The 16,563-nt window shown below is 72.7% G+C and carries 10 protein-coding genes; 4 read left to right on the plus strand and 6 right to left on the minus strand.

Annotation, left to right across the window (positions count from 1 at the left end):
* Positions 1 to 190: 190 nt before the first annotated feature.
* Positions 191 to 1,285 (plus strand): mechanosensitive ion channel family protein, encoded by a 1,095-nt coding sequence (locus PV410_RS10280; protein WP_500323763.1) that lies wholly within the window; start codon positions 191 to 193, stop codon positions 1,283 to 1,285.
* A 418-nt stretch (positions 1,286 to 1,703) separates the two neighbouring features.
* Here PV410_RS10280 and PV410_RS10285 read toward each other — a convergent pair whose 3' ends face one another.
* A complete protein-coding gene (locus tag PV410_RS10285; protein WP_499515105.1) occupies positions 1,704 to 2,261 on the minus strand; it encodes a glycine-rich domain-containing protein in 558 nt (185 codons plus the stop codon).
* A gap of 1,705 nt (positions 2,262 to 3,966) precedes the next feature.
* Between PV410_RS10285 and PV410_RS10290 the strand changes: the two genes are divergently transcribed.
* Together PV410_RS10290 and PV410_RS10295 are read left to right on the plus strand one after the other, a co-directional pair.
* Entirely contained in the window at positions 3,967 to 4,170 is a 204-nt protein-coding gene (locus tag PV410_RS10290) for a hypothetical protein (protein WP_500323764.1), read from the plus strand.
* Positions 4,171 to 4,219: 49 nt separating this feature from the next.
* On the plus strand, positions 4,220 to 4,801 hold the full coding sequence (locus PV410_RS10295) for a hypothetical protein (protein ID WP_500323765.1): 582 nt from the start codon (positions 4,220 to 4,222) through the stop codon (positions 4,799 to 4,801).
* Between the two features lie 216 nt (positions 4,802 to 5,017).
* Here the strand turns inward: PV410_RS10295 and PV410_RS10300 are convergent, their stop codons facing one another.
* Positions 5,018 to 6,202, minus strand: a complete 1,185-nt coding sequence (locus tag PV410_RS10300; RefSeq protein ID WP_500323766.1) for a low temperature requirement protein A — start codon at positions 6,200 to 6,202, stop codon at positions 5,018 to 5,020.
* Between the two features lie 304 nt (positions 6,203 to 6,506).
* On the opposite strand from PV410_RS10300, the gene PV410_RS10305 reads away from it, so the two are divergent.
* Positions 6,507 to 7,031 carry a universal stress protein gene (locus PV410_RS10305; RefSeq protein WP_500323767.1) on the plus strand — a complete coding sequence of 175 codons (525 nt, stop codon included), beginning with the start codon at positions 6,507 to 6,509 and terminating at the stop codon, positions 7,029 to 7,031.
* A 107-nt stretch (positions 7,032 to 7,138) separates the two neighbouring features.
* Here PV410_RS10305 and PV410_RS10310 read toward each other — a convergent pair whose 3' ends face one another.
* The 4 genes from PV410_RS10310 to PV410_RS10325 form a co-directional block, all read right to left on the minus strand.
* Positions 7,139 to 10,045 carry a S8 family serine peptidase gene (locus tag PV410_RS10310; RefSeq protein WP_500323768.1) on the minus strand — a complete coding sequence of 969 codons (2,907 nt, stop codon included), beginning with the start codon at positions 10,043 to 10,045 and terminating at the stop codon, positions 7,139 to 7,141.
* A gap of 508 nt (positions 10,046 to 10,553) precedes the next feature.
* The gene (locus PV410_RS10315; protein WP_500323769.1) at positions 10,554 to 13,418 is read right to left on the minus strand and encodes an NHLP bacteriocin export ABC transporter permease/ATPase subunit; all 2,865 of its coding nucleotides are present in this window, start codon (positions 13,416 to 13,418) and stop codon (positions 10,554 to 10,556) included.
* Between the two features lies 1 nt (position 13,419).
* Positions 13,420 to 15,675, minus strand: coding sequence for an NHLP family bacteriocin export ABC transporter peptidase/permease/ATPase subunit (locus PV410_RS10320; RefSeq protein ID WP_500323770.1), 2,256 nt, complete (start codon positions 15,673 to 15,675; stop codon positions 13,420 to 13,422).
* The gene (locus PV410_RS10325; protein ID WP_500323771.1) at positions 15,672 to 16,478 is read right to left on the minus strand and encodes a hypothetical protein; all 807 of its coding nucleotides are present in this window, start codon (positions 16,476 to 16,478) and stop codon (positions 15,672 to 15,674) included. The genes PV410_RS10320 and PV410_RS10325 overlap by 4 nt, the downstream gene beginning before the upstream one ends.
* Positions 16,479 to 16,563 lie beyond the last annotated feature (85 nt).

Below are 16,563 nucleotides of genomic sequence, written 5' to 3' on the forward strand. Positions count from 1 at the left end.
CCGGGGTGGGGGCCGTATGCGGACGGCGTCGCCGCTGCGGCAGGATGTGTCACCTCGCGCCTGGACAACGCCTGTTCGGCGCGACTCCCCGAACATCCCCCGAACGTCCCCGAACGATGAGGCGACCAGTGACGACACACCACCCCCCGCGCCCCGTGCGTGAATCCGTACGCACGTGGGGAGGCGACCGGTGAACCGCGCCCTCACGCTGCACGACCTGATCGTCGCCGGTGCCGCGATCGCCGCCGGCGCCCTGGCGGGGCTGCTGCTGCGGCTGGCCCTGAAGTGGCTGGGCGAGCGGGCCAGGTCGACGAGGTGGGGCGGTGACGACATCGTCGTCGCCGCTCTGCGCACCGTCGTGCCGTGGGCCGCACTGGCGTCGGGCGCCTGGGTGGCCGCCGCGGCGCTGCCGCTGACCCGCATCGTCGACCGCACCGTCAACCAGGTGCTCGTGGCGGTGCTGATCCTGGCGGCCACGGTCGCCGCGGGCCGCATGGTCGCCGAGACGGTACGGTCGCTGGCGCTGGCCCGGTCCGGGGTCGCGGCCTCCGCGACGATCTTCGTCAACATCACCCGTGTCGTCGTGCTGGGGATGGGCTTCCTGGTCCTGCTGCAGACCCTGGGCATCTCCATCACGCCCCTGATCACCGCCCTCGGCGTCGGCGGTCTCGCCGTCGCCCTGGCCCTGCAGGACACCCTCGCCAACCTCTTCGCGGGCGTCCACATCCTCGCGTCCAAGACCGTGCAGCCCGGGGACTACATACGTCTCAGCAGCGGCGAGGAGGGCTACGTCGTCGACATCAACTGGCGCAACACCGTGGTGCGCCAACTGTCGGACAACCTGGTGATCATCCCCAACGCCAAGCTCGCGAGCGCGATCGCCACCAACTTCCACCAGCCCGAGCAGCAGATGTCGCTCATCGTCCAGGCGGGCGTGGGCTACGGCAACGACCTCGAGCACGTGGAGCGGGTGACCATCGAGGTCGCGGGCGAGGTCATGGCCCACGTCGAGGGCGGCATCCCCGAGCACGAGACGGTCGTCCGCTTCCACACCTTCGGCGAGTCGCGGATCGACTTCTCGGTGATCCTGCGGACGTCGGAGTACGGGGAGCAGTACCGGATCAAGCACGAGTTCATCAAGCGCCTGCACCGCCGCTACCAGGAGGAGGGCATCGAGATCTCCTTCCCGACGCGGAACGTGGTGCTGCGTCAGGAGCAGCAGGACGCGATAACGCTGCCGCACCAGCGCACGGTCCCGGCGCCGGACCCCACCCCCGGCGGCTGACGGCCGCCCGCCGGGCACGCACTTCGGTGCGTGCCCGGCGGACTTCCTCCCGCTGGGACCGCGCCCTCGGCGCCGCCACCTACTCGGCCTCCTCGGATTCCGGCAGGTGGCAGGGGCCCGACCCCATCGGGAGCGCCATCCGATCTCGGCGACGATGCGGTCTTTCGGCCTGGAGGTGGCCACACGCGTCGCGGTGAATTCGGTGGTCTTCCGTTCGTCTCGTCAGAACCTCACCACCTGGGGCACGTACATCGAGATGGCCTCGCGGCTATGTGAGCCGACGCTCCTGGCCCTCGGTGTCCTCGCGGTCCGCGGGCGCGCGCGTCAAGCGGTGATGCAGCACAGCGGCCCGGCTCCCCTCGGTGGGGTTCCGGGCCGCTGTGCTGCGCCGTGGCGCGTGTCGGCCGAAGTGCAGTGGCTACCACCAGATGACGACGTATCCGGGGCCGCCGTTCTCGCCGCCGGCGTCCGGGCCGACGCCGCGTGCGCCGCCTGAGCCGCCGATGCCTGCACCCGGCGGCGCCGGCTGGATGATGCCGTCCACTGCCGGACGGCCTCCCTGGGCACCGGGCCCACCCGGGGCGACGCCCGAGCCATCTCCGCCGTTGGCGCCTTGTCGGACTGTGCCCTGGCCAGGACAGAAGGCCGTGCCGCCAGCGCCACCGTTGAGGTGCGACCCGAATACGCCGCCGTTGGCAGTCACGACGTCGCCGAGGCCGTTGTCCACCGTGCTGGGTGTGCCCAGATCGCCGGGAAAGGACGGGGGTGCGCCCGAGCCTCCCGTGCCGACGTCCACCGCGACTGGTGTGCCCGGCTGGACGGGAAGGACGCACCAAGCGAAGCCTCCGGCGCCGCCACCGGATCCACTGTTGTTAACGTCGCCTCCACCACCGCCCCCGCCGCCGCCCCACGCCTGGACGAACACCGTGGTGACGTTGGCGGGCGGCACGAATTGACCGTCGTTCTGGAAGTCCACCAGGCCGTGGGCCGGGGCGACACCGGGCGGGCCCTGCGGGCCCTGCGGGCCCTGTGGCCCCGGCGGCCCGACAGGTCCGGCGGGCCCGTCAGGTCCCTGCTGGCCGGTCTCGCCCGGAGGCCCCTGAGGTCCGGCGGGTCCGGCGGGTCCCTGCGATCCGGGAGGCCCAGGCGGGCCGGGAGGCCCTGGTGGGCCGGGTATCCCGGGGCGGCCCGGGTGACCGTGGCCAGGGCGGCTGGGGCAGTACCCGGGGAAGTAGGGGAAGAGGAAGCACGGGCCGGCGAGCCCGGCTTGAGCGTCGGGCTTCACGGCGGCGGCCTCGCGACCGTCGGCGTACGCGGCACCCGAGAGAGCACTGGACGCCAAGGCCACGCTCGCGGCCACCGTCCACATCCGCAGACCACCTCGGCGTCGCCCTCGGGCTCCATGGGGCATGGCTATTCGAGACAACACGCCACCTCCAGCAAGGGGGCCCGCAACGCGCGGCAGAGGCCGGATCACCAGGAGAGGAGAGCTGTCGGAGACAGCAGCGAGCCCACAGCAAGAATCGCCCTGCCTGTTGCGTCGTGCACATTCAGTAGCCGACCGGGTGATTTTGTCCCCGCATCGGCCCGGCACTCCTGCAAGGGCCCCGGGCGGCTGTGCTGCGCCGTGGCGCCGACTGGCGGCCGCGACCTCGGCGGCCGGGAGGAGGCCGGCGAAGAGGCCGGCCTCCTCTACGAGCGTGCTGAGCGGGGCAGATGGTGCATCGGCACTCTCAGAGCCGCTAGCTGCGAGCGCACGCGACTTCGGTCAGAGTCAGGGCGCTGTCCGAGCTGAGCGCCCATGTCGTGCCAGTCCAGATGACCCAGGGCGTCGGGACGGGGTCATCCCCGCTGGCGTCAGTGACGGCCCCACCGGTGACGGCCGCGCAGATGGCCTGCCAAGTCTCAGACCGGAATCCGACGTTCAGACCGTTGATCATTGGCCCGTTGCACAACGAACTGGCTGCGGTAGTGGTGGTGCTCGCACAAGTAAGCGTCGCGCCGTGCACGATCTGGGTCGAGAGGAACTGACCGAAGACCGGTTCCGATCCCGGCGGCCCCGCCGGTCCGGTGTCGCCCTTCGGCCCTTGCGGCCCAGCGGGACCCACCGGCCCTTGCTGGCCGGGATCGCCCTTCGGCCCTTGAGGCCCGGCGGGACCCACCGGCCCTTGCTGGCCGGGATCGCCCTTCGGCCCTTGAGGCCCGGCGGGGCCCTGCGGCCCGGCGGGGCCCTGCGGGCCGGGAGGTCCAGGCGGACCGGGGCGACCAGGGCGGCCGTGGTGGCCGGAGCAGTATCCGGGAAGCCCCGGGATGAAGAAGCACGGGTCGCCGGAACTGTTCTGGGCGCCGGGTTTCGCGACGTCAGCGTGGCCACGGTCCGCATACGCCGCACCCGTCACTGCGCAGGACGCCAGGGCCACGCTCGCGGCCACCGTCCACGCCCGCATACGGCCTTGGCGCCGCCGTGTAGACGCCTGAGGCTCGGCTATTCGGGACAACACGTCACCTCCAGGGAGGGGTTCGCGATCGCGGCCGACCCCGTTTCCAGGGAGCGGCGCTGTCATGGGCAGCAGCGAACCCAACGCAAGAATCGCCCAGCGTGGCGACTCAGGCACTCTCGGTAGCCGAATGGGTGATGCTCGGTCCTCACGGCAGCGAGCGGCTGGTCCTCGGTGAGGGTCATGCGGGCCGCGACCGCCGGCCATGTCACGGCGGGCACGGTCCAGGCGCGGGCCGTGGGCACCCTCACCCCACTGGCGGGCGACCGGTACCGGCGCGGTTACCGCGACGGCCGGGACGACGGACGCCACGACGCCCGCTCACGCCCGCGCTGCCGGAACCAATGGGACTCCTACCGCCCCCAGAGCTGGAACTCCTACTGCTGAGCCCGACCTATCATGATCCCCTCAGAACCTGGGCGCGGGGGGACGAGAGTTGACCACTGGGGACAACGACCGGGTCTTCACCGGGAGCTGGGTCATCGAGACCAACCTGCGGCCCCTGTGCGAGTCGGTGGCGCACTTCACGGGGTACGGGTTCGACGACCGGGACTGGCAGGCGATCGACGCGGCCCTCCCGGCGACGGACGTCGAGCGGCACGACGGCTGGTACGCGTACCCGCTGTCGGGCCGTGTGCCGCTGACGCTGCTCGTCGCGGGCGACCCCGGTTCCTCCGTGGTGTTCGTGCGGTTCGCGGGCGAGCCCGGCGAGGGCGAGAGGGCCCGGATCGAGGCGGCGCTCCACATCTCGCGACCTGGGCCGTGCGATGACGGCCGCTACTGGCACACGCGCTTGAAGTCGTCCGCCCCCACCCGTGCGCGGAAGCGCACCTCGTGGCCCGCGGAGTCGGTGAAGACCGCCGACGTCGGTGACAGCAGCGTCATCGTGCCCCGCTGCGTGGGGTTGTCCCAGTCCGGCGGGGGGTTGAAGGCGCCGCCGGAGAGCGGGGTCTCCGCCTCGAAGTACGTCGAGCCGATGAGGGCCTCGTCGATCCCGCAGTGGGTGTACAGCTCGTAGGGGATGGAGGTCGGGGCCGGGGCGGTCGGGAACCGGACGGACGGAGCAGGGGCAGTGGGGAGCGCCACGCGGGGGGCGTCCCGGTCGGCGCAGCCCGCGAGGGCGGCGGCGAGGGCGGCGGCAGCGGCCGCGAGGGCGGCGGTGCGTGCGAAGTGCCTGGTGGTCATGGCGGTTGGACGTGGTTGCCGCAGGGTGGGTTCCGTCGGCGCCGCCCGTTCAGGGCGCCGCCGCCCGCGGGCTGCCGCGCCCGACCGGGACGCAGGTCGCGGCGACCAGGAGCGCGGCCGCGACGCCCGTCACGAGGACCGGGGCAGGGGTGAACGTGGCGGCGAGGATCGCCGCCGCGGCGAGCGCGTGCACCACGTCGGGCGCGGTGGGGTGCACGGCGGTCCGGCGGTGCAGGAGCCACACGGACAGGACGAACCCGGCGACGGGCACCGTGTAGGCGGCCGCCGCGCCGTGGGCGCCCAGATGGCCGTGCCCGGTCGCCTGGGCGACGTTGACGGCGAGTCCGGCACCCACCGCCGCGGCGCAGGCGAAGACCGCGTAGTGGCCGTAGCCCCACAACGTGGCCGTGGTGAAGCTGTTGAGGCGGCGGGAGGCATTCTGGGCGAAGTACAGCCACCACAGGGCGCAGACGGTGAGGGTGCCGCCCAGCACCAGCGTGGCGATGTCGCCGAACGTGGCGTCGGTGTCGAGGGCGGTACGTACCGCCCCGGCGGCGGCCGTGATGGACTCGCCCAGCACGATGAGGGTGAACAGGCCAAAGCGCTCGGCGATGTGGCGCGGGTGCCAGGTGGTGTGGGCCGCCCGCTCGGCCCACACGGGAACGGCGAGTTCGGCCAGGGCGAGTACGGCGTGCGCCGGGAGGCGGATGTCGCCCGGCACCACCAGGTGCGCCAGCCAGCCGGTCTGCACCACCAGGATCCCCGCGGCGTACCGCAGACAGCACCGGCGCCGCTCGGGGTCGGAGCCGGCGGCCCGCAGCCACTGGCTGACCATGGCGAGCCGCATGACGACGTAGCCCCAGGTGATGACGGTGTAGTCGCCGTGCTGCAGGGCGGCCGCCGTGCCCGCGGACATGACGAGGGCGCCGCTGATCTGCACGACGGTGAGCAGGCGGTACGGGACGTCGTCCGTGTCGTAGGCGGAGGCGAACCAGGTGAAGTTCATCCACGCCCACCAGATCGCGAAGAACACCAGCGCGTAGCCGAGGACACCGCGCCCGACGTGCCCTCCGGCCAGTTCCTCCTCGAACGCGGCGGACGTCTGCGCGACGGCCACCACGAAGCAGAGGTCGAAGAAGAGCTCCAGCGCGGTGGCGGTGCGGTGCTTCTCGTCGGCGACGCGGGCGACCATCCGCCGCCGCCACGCCGTGGCGGTGTTCTGCGGCGCGCTCACGCCGCTCCCGTCCCCGCAGCGCACGCCGTGCCGCGCCGTCCGGGAACCGCTTCCTCGCTCACGGCACGCTTCCTCACATTCCCGGGGACAGGGCTCTGCTTCCTCCACTGAGACCGGACGTCCTGCGCGCGTGTGACACACCCCGGGGAACGGGGCGTCACCGGGCGCGCCGCCCCGTCCCGCGGTGCCGGGGTTGTCACACTTCGCGGGCGGCGCCGGTCGGAAGCGGTGGATGCCCGGTCGTCCTCGCGTGACCGCCTCCGGTTCCCGAGGCCGTCTCCCGTTCACCCCCGAAAGGTTTCTCATGGCAGGCCATGGCGTTCCCGAACCTGTCGGCGACGATCCCCTGGCGCGGTCGTCCACCGCCGGGGAACCGGCTCCCGCGACGGGCGCCAGTCGTACGAGCGTCGACAAGTACGGGGTGCTCGTCGGGTACAGCGGCTCAGCCCCCAGCAGGCGGGCGCTGTCGTACGCGGCCGGAATGGCGCGGCGCACCGGCGCGGCGCTCCTCATCGTCCACGTCGCGAAGGAGAACCCCGTCGCGTCGCTGCTCGGCTACGAGAACCCGGGTGGCGGCTGCGGGCCGCACGCCGGCGGCACGCACACGCTGCTGGGGCAGCTCGCCTGCGAGGACCATCTGTCGGGGCTGCCGTGGACGCTCATCCACCGCAGGGGCGCCGTCGCGCAGGAGCTGGAGAAGGCCGGCCGAAAGTACCGGGCGAACGCCATCATCGTCGGCCGCAGGCGCGGGGCCGGCATCCGGCTCTTCCGCCCGATCTCCGACCGGCTGGCGCGCAGCGCCCAGCGGCCGGTCATCGTCGTCCCCTGACGGCGGCCCCCGGAACCCTCTGCGCGGCCGCCCGGCCGGGGGCTGGCCTTCCTTCGGGAAGGCCGGCCCCCGGCTCGGCATGGAACGGTCGGCACCTCGGTCTGCGGTCAGCGGGAACTGATCAGCAGGCCGGGTACGACGGTTCGGCCGGTGCGGAACTCGGTGTACGCCCACTGCTCGACGTCGGGCTGCGGACCCACGGGGTTCAGTGTCACCTGCGCGTTCCCGCCCCGCTGCACCGCGGACGGTGTGGTCAAGGTGGCGTTGCGCCGGTCGGCCTTCTCAGGGATGACGGTCACCCCGAGCCGGTAGGGAATGTCGGGTGACGTGGCCGTCTGGGCGTGCACGTAGGCGGTGTAGACGCCGGGTTCGGGGAAGAACCGGACGCTGCGCTCGTTGCTGTGCCACGACGCCCAGCTCCGGTCGACCAGCTTGCCGTCCTTGTAGAGGTACAGGTCGAGATTGGTGTTGGGGTCGTCCGAGGCCGTCTGCACGACGAGTCCGGCCGCGCCGCGCGGCACGGTGATCTTCGTGCCTTGGGTGCCCACCCCGCCGGGGGAGAAGACGCCGCCGCTGACGGAGGTCGTGAGCTTCTTGTCCGTCCAGGTCACGGGGGTGTACCCGGTGGTGCGGCCGGCCAGCGGGCCGGTGAAGCCCGGTTCCAGGAAGCCTTGGCCCTGGCCGCCGGTGCGGCCGAACTCGATTCCCGTGTCGTCGTACGGCCGCGGCGTGAAGCCCCACGGACGGCCGGCGACCGTCAGGCGCACGCGGTGCTTGGCGCTGCTGAAGACCAGTGAGCCGGTGGTGTAGCGGTCCCAGGTCGCGGTGCCGCGCTCCAGGGTGATGGTCACCGTGGCGGTGGCACCGGGCTTCACCGAGATCGTCCGGGGGCTGACCGTCACCTTCATACCGGCCAGTCCCTCGACGCGCGCCGTGTACGTCTCGGTTCGCGTGCCGACGTTGGTCAGCCGACGCGTGAGGCGCACCGGCTTCGTCCCGTCGTACTCGCGCAGCGCGATCGAGGGCAGGTTGATCTCCTTGCCGTCCGGAGTCGCCGCGGAAGCGAAGGCGGTCAGTTCGGCTGCGGAAGGCTCGATCACCAGGCCCGGGTCGTCGGCGGACGAGGTACGGGGCATGCCGGAGCCCTGCTGCAGCGGGCTGGCCGTGCCCTTGGTGTCGGTGGCGGTGGTGCGCAGGGCCGAGGCGGTCGCGCCGGGCGACCACTTCGGGTGCCGGGTGCGCAGCAGCGCGGCCATGCCGGCCACGTGCGGGGCCGCCATGGAGGTACCCGAGTACGCGTCGAAGAGACGCCCGCCGTCCATCGGCGACACCGCCGCCACCACGTCGATGCCGTCCGCGACGAGGTCGGGCTTCTGCAGTCCGGTGTGGACCTGGTCGGGGCCGTACGACGAGAGGCCGGCCACGCTCGGCAGTCCCACGAGGCTGCTGCCGTCGCCGCCCTCGACCAGCGACGCGGTCCCGTCCGTACGGTGCGCCCACAGGTAGTTGAAGAGCTTGCCCGCCTGTTCGGCGCTCCATAGGTAGACGGTCGGGAAGTCGTAGATCACGTTGAGCCGGGTGTTGCCGGTCGACTGGAACAGCACCACGCCGACACCGCCGGCGGCCTTGACCGTCGCCACCGCGTCGACGGGGTCGATGAAGTCGCAGGCCACGATCTTGCCCTTGACCTTGGCGGGGTCGAGACTTCCGGACCAGCAGTACTGCGCGCCGTCGTCGAGCGATCCGGCCTGGTCGGCGAAGACGATGGGGGTGCTGCGACGGGACGGCAGCTGGTCCATCGACGTGCCGACGATGCGGGTGCCGTCGCCGAGCCGCACGGTCGCCTCGTGGGAACGCTCCACCGTCGCGCCCACCGTGGTCACCCACGGTTCGGCGTTGCTGACCATTCCGGACATGCCGTCGTTGCCGGCCGCCGCGGCGACGAAGACGCCGGCGAGGTAGGCGTTGAGGAAGGCGTCCCCGATCGGGCTGTTGGGCTGGTAGTCGCCCATCGAGTTGCCGATCGAGTAGTTGATGACCTGGACACCGTCGGCCACGGCCGCGTCGATCGCCGCGATGATGTCTGCGTCCGTGCCCGAGCCGCCCCAAAGGGCCTTGTACACGGCGATCCGCGCGTCGGGCGCCACTCCGGAGATCGCGCCGTAGTCATGCCCGAGGACCATCGCGTGCTTGACGGGAAGACCCGCCGCGGTGGAGGCGGTGTGGGTGCCGTGTCCGTTCATGTCTCGCGCCGAGAGGGTCTCCCCGTCGGGGAGCGAGCCGTAGGCGCTGAGCCACCCGTCGGCGAAGTACCGGGCGCCGACGATCTTGCCGTTGCAGGCGCCGGCGGGGAAGCCCTCACCGGTCTGGCAGGTGCCGTGCCAGCCCGCCGGCCGCGGCATGGTGGCAGCGAAGGAGGCGCTCTCCGGCCAGATGCCGGTGTCGATCACGCCGATGACCACATCGGAGCCGTGAGCCGGCTTGGTCTGCGTCGCGGTCTGCGGAGCCCTACCCGTCGGCGCCTGTGCCGGGGGCTGCGCCGCCTGCGTTGTCCCGGTCGTCGCCGCGTCGGCCTTCACGAGACGGGCCGGGGTGACCGCCGCGACGCGCGGGTCCTTGGACAGCTTGCCGGCCTGCGCGCCGGTCAGTTTGACGGCGAAGCCGTTGAAGGCGGTCGTGTAGGTCCGCTGAGCCCGCACACCGAAGTCGCCGAGTACGTCACGCTGCGCTTCGCCCAGGTGCTGCCGGTACTTCTCGGCCGCGGCCGAATGGGGCTGGAGTTCCTGCCCGGCCACCGGCCTCGTCGCCGCGAGGCCCTTGACGCCGCCCGTGTACGAAGTGACGGGCGCTTCCCGCAGCCGCACGACGTACTGCCCCTTGATGGTGCCGGGCTGCGCGGCGGTGTGCAGGGCGCCACCGCCCGTGAGGGCGGCTCGGGAGTGGTCGTACTGGCCCAGCCTCAGGTCCGGCAGCGGAGCGCCGGTCTGTGCCGCGGCCGGCCCGATGTTCCCCAAGCCGCTGAATATGGTGGCGAAAACGGTGATTGCCGACGCCGCGACGATGCGGCGTCGTCGTCGTCGAAGGCTCGCGCTCGTGACCACGAGTCTCCTCCCATGAAGTGAACGGTGTGAATGTCCGTCACACCCAACCTCCGACCGATTACGAGAAGATCACGTTCGAATGACGATCCGTCCCGCCCGGCGTTGCCACGCCCGCCTGTTGGGGGCATTTCACCGCCGCGGGCGCGGTGGGTTCCCCGCGACGGGAACGGCGCCCGGTCGCTCGCCGAAGTGCGGGTGACCGAGCCTCGCAAAGCCCTGAGCAGCGCGAACTCGGATACGGGTGGTGGCGGTTCGGTCCGCGCTCCTGGGTGCTGATCGCGGGGTTCCCGGGAGGCGGCACGTTGCCGCGGCCCTGAGCGACGTCCGCACCCAACTGCCTGTCGTTTTGCAGACAGGTGTCGGGATGCCGACACCGCGAGCACCTTCACGGGTGACCGAGTGAACCAGCAGAGCGCCTGATCTAGCTCATCTGACGCCGGACCAGCTCGTGCAGCCGGCCGCCGGGGTCCGCCAGCAGGTCGGAGGGGCGGCCCTCCTCGACGACGCGGCCGTCCTCCATGACGACGACGCGGTCGGCGTCCATGACGGTGGAGAGCCGGTGGGCGATCACGACACGGCTGGCGCGCAGCCGCCGGGTGCTGTCGATGACGGTGCGCTGGGTCTCGTTGTCGAGGGCGCTGGTGGCCTCGTCGAGGAAGAGGATGCGGGGCCGCCGGATCAGGGCCTGGGCGATCATCAGGCGCTGGCGCTGGCCGCCGGAGATGGTGCTGCCGCCCGCGATCATGGTGTGCAGGCCCATGGGCATGCGCTTGATGTCCTCGGCGAGACCGGCCATGGCGGCGGCCTCCATCGCCTCCTCCTGGGTGTGGACCTCGGCGCCGCAGATGCAGTCGAGGATCGAGCCGGTGAACGGCTGGGCGTTCTGCAGCACCACGCCGCACTGCCGGCGGACCGCGCCCTGGTCGAGCGCGGCCAGGTCCTGGCCGTCGTAGAGGACGCTGCCGGACGCGGGTCGGTCGAAGCCGATGAGCAGGCGCAGCAGGGTGGACTTGCCGCAGCCGCTGGGGCCGACGATCGCCACGAACTCGCCGGGCCCGACCCGCAGGGAGACGTCGTCGAGGACGAGCGGGCCGTCGCCGGAGTAGCGGAAGGAGAGGTTGCGGGCCTCGATCGCGCCGGACAGGACGCCCGGCTGGGTGCTGCCGCCGCGCACCTCGGGGGTCTCGTCGAGGATCGGTTTGACCTGCTCGTACATCGGCAGCACCGCCGCGGCCGACAGCAGCGCCCCGGTGAGCTGGGTGACCGAGGTCAGCAGCATCGTCATGGCGGTGCTGAAGGTGAGGAAGCCGGACGCGGACAGCGAGCCCCGGGCCGGGCCGGCCAGCAGCATGAACATGATGAGGGAGCACAGCGGCAGGTAGACCGCGTTGAGCACGGTGGTGATGTTCTTGATGCGGCCCGCGCGCTGCTGGAGTTCGCGGCTGCGGGCGAAGCGGCGGGCCCAGGCGGCGTAGGCGAAGCTCTCGGCGGCGGCGACGCGGAGCTTGGGCAGGCCGCGCAGGGTCTGGAAGGCCTCGTTGTTCAGCTTGTTGCCGAGCACCACCAGCCGTCGCTGCCAGCGCAGTTCCCACAGCCCGAGGCCGAGGAGCAGGGCCCCGATGACGACGAGCATGCCGAGGGCGGCGAGCGCGAGCGGGACGCTGTACAGGAGCAGGAGGACGAGGTTCATCGCGCCGACCGTCGTCGCCTGGACGGCGACCGGGCCCACCCCGGCGAGCACCCGGCGGATGGCGCTGATGCCCATCGCGGCACTGGCGAGCTCGCCGGTCGAGCGGCCGGCGAAGAACCCGGTCGGCAGGCGCAGCAGACGGTCCCACACGGCGGGCTGCAAGGTGGCCTCGATGCGGCCCTCGATGCGCAGCACGGTGAGGTTCTGCATCAGCATGAAGACGGCGCAGACCAGGCCGGTGACGACGACGGCCAGGGCGGCCTGGACGATCAGCCCGGTCTCCGCGTCGGGTACGTACGTGCCCAGCACCTGCCCGGTCGCGATGGGCACGAACGCACCGAGGCCCACGGTGACCAGACTGCTCAGGACGAGGTTGCGCAGATCGCCCGCCGAGCCCCGAAGGCTGAAGCGCAGCAGCCGCGTCAGCCCGGTGCCCCGTTCGGGGAGCGGCCGGTAGAGCATGACCGCGCGCTCATCGAAGTCCTCCGCGTTGTGGTCGGCGACCCGCACGCGGCTGCTGCCGCCGGGCCCCACCGCCTCGTAGCCGCCGCGCCGCCACAGCAGGGCCACCGGCGCGCCGGACGCGGCGCGCCGGCCGACCAGGGGGCCGGTGTTCTCCCGCCACCAGGCGCCGTCGAGGCGTACCGGGCGGGTGCGGATGCCGGAGGTGACGGCGACCCGCTCGACCGGGTCCATGCGGTCGCTGACCGCGCCGCTGCGCGACGGCGGGGTGAGGGTGATCCCGGCGGCCTCGGCGACCTGCCGGCAGACGGCGTACGTCGTGTCGTCGGAGGCCTCGGCGGTACGCGCGGGGGCCTTGCGGGAGGTGGCGATGGAGGCCAGCAGATCGCGGTCGGCCTGCTCGCGGACGGCCTCCCCGGCCCTGATGCCCGCGGCCGTGCGGTCCTCGTGGGCGCGCTCCAGGCCCTCGATCCAGCCGTCCAGCGTCGACAGCAGCCGGTACTGCTGGTTGACCATGCTCTGCCACATCGCGCCGTCGAGGAGCAGGTCGCCCGCCGCCTCCGCGGAGTACGCGGCGCCGTACTGCACGCTGCCCGGCAGGACCGGCAGCCACAGGATGTCGTCGTCGGCGACGTGCTCGCCGTCCGTGGTGCGGCCGGTCAGCGGGGCCTCGTAGAGCACCCGCTGGCTGCGCCCGACACCGAGTGCGAAGGCGTGCTCGAGGAGGCTGAGGGCGAGCTCCTGGGTGTCGTGGCCGGCGCCGTACGGGCCCTGCTGCGCCCAGCCGTCGCCGTGCGCCGTGTGGTGCGGGTGGGGCGGCCGGTACAGCTCGCGCAGCGGGACGCGGCGCAGGAAGCAGCCCTGCAGCGGGCGTCCGACGAGGGTGTGCCGGGGCCCCTCGACCGGGCCGAGGAGGAGGGTGCCGGGTTCCAGGCGGCCCAGGTAGTGCCAGTGGCCCTGCTGGGCGGCGTCGACCGCGAACAGGTCGAGGGCGCCGGCCACCACGAGCCACAGCACGTGCGGGCCCTCCAGGGGCAGGCTGCGCAGGCCGGTGCAGTCGACGGGGCCGCCGAGCCCGCCGAGGGCGGTCAGGACCGGATCGCCGGCGGCGGTGCCGGGCTGTACGGGGATCACCTCAGTGCTCCTTGACCAGGGCGGCGTACGCGCCGCCCGCCGCTATCAGCTCCTCGTGACGTCCGCGCTCGACGACCGTGCCGTGGTCGAGGACCACGATCTCGTCGCTGTCGCGGACCGTGCTGAGCCGGTGCGCGATCACCACGCAGGCGCAGCCGCGGCGCCGCAGGTTGTCGATGATGACCTGCTCGGTCTCCGCGTCGAGGGCGCTGGTCACCTCGTCGAGCACCAGCACGCTGGGCCGCCGGACCAGGGCCCGGGCGATCTCCAGCCGCTGCCGCTGCCCGCCGGAGAAGTTGCGGCCGTCCTGCTCGACGTGGCTGTGGACGCCGCCGGGGCGGCGGGCGACGACCTCGTACAGGCAGGCGTCGCGCAGCGCGGCCTCGACGTCCCCGTCGGGGATGGAGGGGTCCCACAGCGCGACGTTGTCGCGCACCGTGCCCTCGAAGAGGAAGACGTCCTGGTCGACGAAGGAGACGGAGGCGGCCAGGGACCCGCGCGGGATGTCCTCCAGGCGCTGCCCGTCGATGCGGATCGTGCCCTCCCAGGGGCTGTAGAGACCTGCGATCAGCCGGGAGACGGTGGACTTGCCGCTGCCGGAGCCGCCGACGAGCGCGACCTGGCGGCCGGGCGCGACGGACAGTGAGAACCCGGACAGCAGCGGCTTGTCGAGGGGGCTGTAGCCGAAGGTGACGTCCTCCAGCGTGACGTGGCCCTTCAGCCGGCGGGTGCTCGCCCCGGACTCGGGGCGCGCGTACAGCGAGTCGACGGGGAAGTTCTCGACGTCCTTGAGCCGCACCACGTCGGCGGCGAAGTCCTGGATGCGGCCGGCGACGCCGTTGAGCCGGGTGATGGGCGCGGTGAACCGGACGACCAGGGACTGGAAGGCGACGAGCAGGCCGATCGAGATGTGCCCCTCCACCGCCCGCAGCCCGCCGATCCACAGGATGAGCGCGCTGTTGAGCGTCGCGAGGGTCGGGGCGACGACCGACAGCCAGGCGCTGGGCACGCCGAGGCGCTGCTGCTCCTCCAGCGTGGCGGCGTGCTGCCCGGCCCAGCGGCGGAAGTAGCCGTTCTCGCCGCCGGTGGCCTTCATCGTCTCGATCAACTGCAGGCCGGTGTACGAGGTGTTGGTGAGCCGGGCGCTGTCGGCGCGCAGCTTCTGCGTCCGGGTGGCCCGCAGCCGTGTCACCACGCGCATGGCGACGGCGTTGAGCAGGGCGATCCCCACCCCGAGGACGGTGAGTTGCGGGTCGTACGTCCACATCAGCAGCGCGTAGAGCACGACGACGACGCCGTCGACGGCCGCGGCGGCCAGGTCGCGGGCGAGGGTCTCGGCGACCGCGTCGTTGGACTGCAGGCGCTGTACGAGGTCGGCCGGATTGCGCTGGGTGAAGAAGGTGACCGGCAGCCGCAGCAGGTGGCGCAGGAAGCGGGCGCTGCCGAGGGTGGAGGAGATGATGCGGCCGCGCAGCAGGTTGGACTGCTGGACCGCGGTGAGCGCGGCGGTGAGCGCCACCATCGCGGCCATCGACGCGAACAGCGTGCCCAGCAATGAGGTCTGGTCGCCGATCAGGAACAGGTCGATGTACGTGCGGCTGAGCGCGGGCAGCGCGGCCCCGACCGCGACCAGCAGGAGGCTGGCCACCAGCGCGGCGAGCATGGTGCCGCTGGTCCCGCGCAGCCGGGCCGGGAGGGCGCCGAGCACGCCGGGCCTGCGGCCGCCGCGGTGGAAGTCCTGGCCCGGCTCGAAGGTCAGCACGACTCCGGTGAAGCTGGTGTCGAAGTCCTCCAGGGGCACGAACCGCCGTCCCTTGTCGGGGTCGTTGACGTGGACGCCGCGCCGGCCGAGGCGGCGGCCCATGCCGTCGTAGACGACGTAGTGGTTGAACTCCCAGAAGAGGACGGCCGGGGCGCGCACCTCGGCGAGGGCCGCGGTCTCCATCTGCATGCCCTTGGCCTGCAGGCCGTAGCCGCGGGCCGCCTTCAGCAGGTTGCTGGCGCGGGAGCCGTCGCGGGAGACGCCGCAGGCGATGCGCAGTTCCTCCAGCGGTACGTGCCGGCCGTAGTGGCCCAGCACCATCGCCAGGGAGGCCGCGCCGCACTCCACGGCCTCCATCTGCAGCACGGTGGGGGTGCGGACGCTCCGGGGCCTGCGGCCCGGCCGCTGCCGGCGGGTGCGTGCGGGCTCGGGGCGGTGTCTGCGGCGGCCGGCGGGCGGCAGCGGCCGCTGCTGGGGCCGGGCGGGCGCGGTCAAGGGAGCAGCCAATCGATCGGGCGCTGTGCGGCCAGGTGGACGGCGCCGGTGGCCAGGGTCATGGAGTCCAGCTCGTACGAGGGGCCGTCGCCCTTGGACCAGCGGAAGCCGGTCGGAGTGCGGGAGGAGGCGTCGAGCGTCACGACGACGGCCACCGGGCGTCCCGCTCGGGTGAGTTGCGCGGCGAGTTGCGGGTCGCCGAGGTCGGCGGCGATCTGCCGGGTGGTGCGCGAGGTGCGGCCGACGGCCCGCACATGGCCGCGCAGCACCCCGTACCGGGCCTGGGGCGCGGACTCCACGGCGAGGTCCACCGCGGCGCCCACCGGCACCGAGGAGGCGCCGGTCGCCGGGACGTAGAGGGTCGCCACGAGCGGGTCGCCGGTGCGGGCGGCGCGTTCGACGGTCGCCACGTCCGCGCCGACGGTGACGACGGTGCCGATGGAGGCCACCAGGGCGCTGACCCGGCCCGCGGCCACGGTGCGGACGACGGTGTCGCCGCGCGGGGTGCGCACGCTGAGCAACGGGGCGTCGGCGGGCAGGCGCTCCCCTTCCTCGGCGAGGACCCGGGTGACCTGTCCGGCGACCGGACTCTGCAGGACGTAACTGCCCTGCCCGTAGCCGATGATTCCGGGTGCGCTCAATTTCGAGGACACGGAACCGTTTACCGCCCAGGAACTCGCGGCGGCCATCACGAGAATGGCGACGGAGAGCACGAGACGGCCCTGCGGGCGCGCGAATCGCACCGGGAGATCGAGTTCTTCCGGTGACTGGAGCTTGGCAAGGGCCTTTTGGCGAAACTGCATGGAACTCTTCCCTCAGCCGCATCCCTCGCCATTGGGACACAAGGCCGCAATGGCGTCCGCGGGTCCCGGAAGGGAGGCCTCCGGG

The organism is Streptomyces sp. PA03-5A (genome assembly GCF_033792725.1).
GTDB lineage: Bacteria > Actinomycetota > Actinomycetes > Streptomycetales > Streptomycetaceae > Actinacidiphila.

Coding starts and splice junctions, on each gene's coding strand:
- PV410_RS10290 (WP_500323764.1), top strand. CDS start 3,967: ATGCGGGCCGCGACCGCCGGCCATGTCACGGCGGGCACGGTCCAGGCG.
- PV410_RS10325 (WP_500323771.1), bottom strand. CDS start 16,478: ATGCAGTTTCGCCAAAAGGCCCTTGCCAAGCTCCAGTCACCGGAAGAA.
- PV410_RS10305 (WP_500323767.1), top strand. CDS start 6,507: ATGGCAGGCCATGGCGTTCCCGAACCTGTCGGCGACGATCCCCTGGCG.